The 5,225-nt window shown below is 60.7% G+C and carries 4 protein-coding genes; 3 read left to right on the top strand and 1 reads right to left on the bottom strand.

All coding sequences use genetic code 11. The features are described from left to right. Together WCA53_RS32790 and pgi are read left to right on the top strand one after the other, a co-directional pair. Positions 1-1,554: NAD(P)H-hydrate dehydratase (locus tag WCA53_RS32790; RefSeq protein ID WP_423921746.1), on the top strand; the 1,554-nt coding region annotated here is incomplete at its 5' end. Positions 1,555-1,874: 320 nt separating this feature from the next. Then, positions 1,875-3,500 (top strand): glucose-6-phosphate isomerase, encoded by a 1,626-nt coding sequence (gene pgi, locus WCA53_RS32785; protein ID WP_423921741.1) that lies wholly within the window; start codon positions 1,875-1,877, stop codon positions 3,498-3,500. 55 nt (positions 3,501-3,555) lie between these two features. On the opposite strand, the gene WCA53_RS32780 is transcribed toward pgi, so the two are convergent. Further along, positions 3,556-4,257 carry an ABC transporter ATP-binding protein gene (locus tag WCA53_RS32780; RefSeq protein WP_423921738.1) on the bottom strand — a complete coding sequence of 234 codons (702 nt, stop codon included), beginning with the start codon at positions 4,255-4,257 and terminating at the stop codon, positions 3,556-3,558. Positions 4,258-4,315: 58 nt separating this feature from the next. Here WCA53_RS32780 and WCA53_RS32775 point away from each other — a divergent pair, with 58 nt between their 5' ends. After that, complete coding sequence (locus tag WCA53_RS32775) at positions 4,316-4,921, top strand: arylesterase (protein WP_423921750.1); 606 nt, start codon at positions 4,316-4,318, stop codon at positions 4,919-4,921. Positions 4,922-5,225: the final 304 nt, after the last annotated feature.

Raw genomic sequence — 5,225 nt, 5'->3', positions numbered from 1 at the left:
CCCTACTTCGAGCCGCGTAATCTCCCGATCGCGCTCCTCACCCTCGACGAACTCCGCACGCTCGAATCGCGCGCAGCCGCGTCACTCCCGCCCAACACGCTCATGGCGCGCGCGGGCGCAGCTGCCGCACAATTCATCGCCGATTCCCCAAATCACTCGCCTGCCCTCGCCGCCCGTCCGGTATGGATTGCAGCGGGCCCCGGGAACAACGGCGGCGACGCGCTCGTGGTGGCCGCACGATTAAAAACCGCTGGCATCGACGCTCACGTGTGCATGCCTGTCGAAGTCAAACCCGACGACGCGAAATGGGCGCTAGCAGAAGCTCGTCAAGCCGGCGTCACGATTACCACCGACATCCCCACCTCGTTCGATAATTTCGGCTGGCTTGTCGACGGCCTCTTCGGAATCGGAGTCGGACGGCCGCTCGAAGGCGTGTTCGCCGATATCGCGGCGCGCATGAGCAAACGCTCAAGGGCAAGCGGCGGCGTCCTGGCACTCGATATCGCCAGCGGCCTGTCGAGCGACACGGGCGAACCGGTCAGCCGCACCAACGACGGTCGCGCGCTTGCCGTGCGGGCGACCCACACCATGACGTTTATCGGCGGCAAACCGGGACATTTCACCGGCGATGGCCGTGACCTGACAGGAAGGCTTTTTATCGCGGACCTCGGGATTGCGCCGCCCATGCAGCCGTCGGTCATGCTGAACGCCACGCCCCTGTTCAGGGGGCTATTTCCACCCCGCGATTTCGCGACCAACAAAGGCACGTTCGGCACCCTGGCCGTGGTCGGCGGTGACACCGGCATGTGCGGCGCGCCGATCCTGGCCGCACGCATGGCGTTGTACGGCGGCGCGGGCAAGGTGAACGTGGCGTTTATCGGCACCGATTCACCCCCCTACGATCCGCCCCATCCTGAACTGATGTTGCATCACGTCGATCAGCTTCCCCTCGATAAGATGACCGCGCTAGCGGTCGGCTGCGGCATGGGCCAAAGCGAACGCGCGAAAAAAATGCTGCTCGACGTGCTCGCGCTCGACGTGTCCAAGCTCCTGGATGCCGACGCGCTCAACCTGATTTCATCGGACGAAAAACTGGCCGCGAAGGTGACGGAATGCGGCAACAGCGGCAATCCTTGCGTGTTGACGCCGCATCCGCTCGAGGCCGCGCGTTTACTCGGAACGGACGTGAAAAAGGTCCAGGCCGATCGCATCGCGGCGGCGCAGCATTTGGCGGCGCGCTTTTCTGCCGTCGCCGTATTGAAGGGGACGGGGACCATCGTCGCTTCGCCGGATGGACGTTTGTCCATTAATCCGACCGGCAACGCGGCACTTGCCAGCGGCGGAACCGGCGATGTACTGGGTGGACTGATCGGCGCGTTCCTGGCGCAAAGCCTGCCGCCCTACGAAGCGGCATTAGCCGGCGTATACCTCCACGGCCTGGCCGCCGAAACCCTGACCGCTGAAGGCCAGGGACCGGCAGGACTGACGGCGGGTGAACTGGCGCCCAAGGTTCGCAGCCTGCTGAACCGGATGTTCTACGCTGCTAAAACGTGACTTGGGATAGGGCCACTGCGCCGAGCTTGCAAGCAAGCATTCATGCTTCGTGGCTATACTTCCTGACTTATGCAACGCGACTCGCACGAGCGCGCGCGCGACAATTCGTACAAGCCCGAAACAAACCGAATCATGCATCGCGACTCACGTACGCTGACCTGCGCTTTTCACTCGTGCCTGCGCATCGATGCGTCGACTCGTTAACGTAACTAACGTAAAGCCACGCAAGATTTCTCACGCACGACATGCTCGGGGATTAAAGTTGGACAGACTCCGCGCACGTCGTGTTCTTTCCGCCACCCTCTGACAATCGGACCGTTATGACGCTCAATTCGCTTCCCTCCTGGCCGGCGCTCCAGACGCATTACGATGCCATCCGTGACGAACGCCTGCGCGACTGGTTCGCGCCGCAAAACGATACGTCACCCTCGCGCGCCGAGCGCCTGACGTTCGACGGCGCCGGCATCTCGATCGATTTCTCGAAGAACCGCATCACTGACGCCACGCTCAAGCTGCTGACGCAGGTCGCTCACGAGGCCAAAGTGGCCGAGCGCCGCGACGCCATGTTCGCCGGCGATATCGTCAACATCACCGAACATCGCGCGGTCTTGCATACGGCCTTGCGTTCCACCGCCGACGACGCCCCGTTTCAGAAGGAAATCCGCGCCGAGAAGGCCAAGATGGCTGCGTTCGCGAACAAGGTCCGCGACGGTTCGTGGACCGGATATACGGGCAAGCGCATCCGTCACGTGGTGAACATTGGTATCGGCGGCTCGGATCTCGGGCCGAAGATGGTCGTGCACGCGCTGCACCACCTGGCGTTGCCGGAGATCAGCACGCATTTCGTCTCCAACGTCGACGGCGCCGACATCTACAACGTATTGAAGGACATCGACGCCGAGGAAACGCTGGCAATCGTCGTGTCGAAGACGTTCACCACGCTCGAAACGATGACCAACGCGCGCTCCATGCGCGACTGGTTCGTAAAGAACGGCTGCCCGGAAGACGCGCTGTCGAAGCATTTCGTGGGTGTGTCGGCCAATCCCACGGAAGTGGTCAAGTTCGGCATCGCGAAGGAAAACGTCTTCGAGATGTGGGATTGGGTCGGCGGCCGCTATTCGCTCTGGTCGACGGTCGGTTTGTCGATCGTGATCTCGGTCGGCCCGGAGAATTTCGAGGCACTGCTCGCAGGCGCTCACGAAATGGACGAACATTTCCGCACGGCGCCATTCGAGCGGAACCTGCCGGTGCTGATGGGCATGATCGGCATCTGGTATCGCGATTTATTCGAATCGCAAAGCGTGATGGTCGCGCCGTATTCGCAGGGGATGGCCTACTTGTCTTCCTATCTTCAGCAGTTGGAGATGGAAAGCAACGGCAAGTCGGCACGTCTCGATGGCACGATGGTCGATTACCCAACCGCCGCCGTGATCTGGGGCGAGCCGGGCACGAATGGCCAGCACGCGTTCTACCAGATGCTGCATCAGGGTCCGACGATGATCCCGATCGACTTCATCGCGGTGTTGACGCCGGAGCATCCGCTCATCGATCACCATGCGAAGCTACTCGCGAACTGCTTCGCGCAAAGCGAGGCGTTGATGCTCGGGCGCACACTCGAGGAAGCGAAGAAGGTCGCGGGTCCGGGCAAGGAAGAACTCGCGACGCACCTGAGCTTCCCCGGCAATCGCCCGACCACGACGATCATTCTCGATGCCCTTACGCCGCAAACGCTCGGGGCCGTGATCGCGCTATACGAGCACAAGGTGCTCGTACAAGGCGCGGTTTGGGACATCAACTCGTTCGATCAGTGGGGCGTGGAGTTGGGCAAGATTCTCGGCAAGGTCGTTGAAGCCGACATCACGGCCGATAAGACCGATCCCGCGAAACACGATTCATCGACCTCGGCATTGATCGCGCGTGCGCGCGCTGCGTTGAAGGGTTTGTAGTCGATTAGGGGCTGGCGTGCTTGCGGTGAGTGAGCAGACCCGCCCCAGTCCCCCTCTACACGCTTAGCCCATTCACAATACGGCCCGCTTCGATCGTCACCGTCGCGTTGCAACGCTCGGCCAATTCAACATCGTGGGTAACGAGAATCAGCGTCGCACCCGTGCGACGGTTCATCTCGAACATCAAGTCGATGATCGCGTAGCCGGTCGCCGCGTCCAGGCTGCCCGTGGGTTCATCGGCGAAGAGCACCGATGGATGCGTAACGAACGCCCGCGCAAGCGCCACCCGCTGCTGCTCGCCACCCGAAAGCAGCTTCGGATAATGCCCCGTCCGCTTGGACAGTCCGACCTGATCGAGCAGATCCCGCGCACGCGCCGCGATCTCCTTGTGCGGGACATCGCCGCGCAATTCCAGCGGCAACATCACGTTTTCCAGCGCAGTAAGATGCGGCATCAACTGGAACGACTGGAACACGAATCCCACTGATCCGCTACGCAGCGCCGCGCGCTCATCTTCGCTCAGCGTGCTGAGCTCGCGTCCGAGCAAGCGAACCGAACCCTCCGTTGCGCTGTCCAAACCGGCGAGCAGCCCAAGTAGCGTCGACTTCCCCGATCCCGACGCGCCGACTATCGCGACCGTGCTGCCTTTTTCAATCGACAGGTCGATATGATCGAGGATGATCAACTCGCCCGTCGCATCCTTCACCCGCTTGCTTAAACCCCGTACTTCAATGACCGGTTCAATATTGTTTTGCATGGAGAGACTTAAAGTGAACGGGACTGCACGCTTGATAGCTGCATCGCTGGGATTGAGTATGTCGGTGTTCGTCGTGCCGGCCTATTCTGCCGACTCAATTTCCACGCCGTCGATCGTCGTGCTCGGCGACAGCATCTCCGCGGAATACGGATTGGCGCGCGATACGGGCTGGGTCGCGCTACTTCGCCAACAACTCGCCCAGGCGCATTTCAATTATAGCGTCGCCAATGCAAGCATCAGCGGCGACACCACCAGCGGCGGCCTCGCCCGCCTCCCCGCCACGCTTGCACGCCTGAAACCGAACCTGGTGATCGTGGAGCTCGGCGCGAACGACGCCCTGCGCGGCGTTCCTCTCGCGACGACAGAGGCCAACCTGCGCACGATCATCGATAAATCCCAGGCGATCAACGCGAAAGTCGTGCTGGTCGGCATGTACGTACCGCCTAACTACGGCCCCGATTATTCGCAGAAATTCCACGGTGTGTACGAGCAGTTGGCGAAAGAAAAGCGGGTTGCGCTAGTCCCGTTCCTCTTGGCTGGCATCGAAAACAAGCCCGACATGTTTCAGGCCGACCAGATTCACCCGAATGCTCAGGCCCAGCCCTTGCTATTGAATAACGTCTGGCCGATTTTGAAACCTTTGCTGGGTGCGCCGGCGAAGTGACTTTTAAAAGCTGACTTTTAAAATCTCCTTTGCCAGTGACATGCTGGCTCACTTTGAAACATGCGCGGAATACGGCCACGATGAAGTAAATGAGACTTTCGCGTAACCCTTGAAAAAACCCCGGCTCCGCTGTGAGCCACCTAAAGGAGGTAACGTGAAATATTTACCAATTCTTGCTTTGACCGTAGCGATCTCGGCTTGCGCCGCTCAACCGCCAGCGGGCGTAAGCCAGGTGGGGACGAGCCAACAACCGCCAAAAGTTGTCTCTCAATGTATTGCGCAAAAATGGGCTGACAAATCGCAG

It is taken from the genome of Caballeronia sp., assembly GCF_049581465.1.
Lineage (GTDB): Bacteria > Pseudomonadota > Gammaproteobacteria > Burkholderiales > Burkholderiaceae > Caballeronia.
The sequence above is the reverse complement of the archived record's forward strand: the minus strand, read 5'-3'. Positions and strand labels throughout refer to the sequence as shown.

Excerpts from the sequence above, each read along its gene's own strand:
- pgi (WP_423921741.1), top strand. The coding sequence starts at position 1,875 with ATGACGCTCAATTCGCTTCCCTCCTGGCCGGCGCTCCAGACGCATTAC.
- WCA53_RS32780 (WP_423921738.1), bottom strand. The coding sequence starts at position 4,257 with ATGCAAAACAATATTGAACCGGTCATTGAAGTACGGGGTTTAAGCAAG.
- WCA53_RS32775 (WP_423921750.1), top strand. The coding sequence starts at position 4,316 with ATGTCGGTGTTCGTCGTGCCGGCCTATTCTGCCGACTCAATTTCCACG.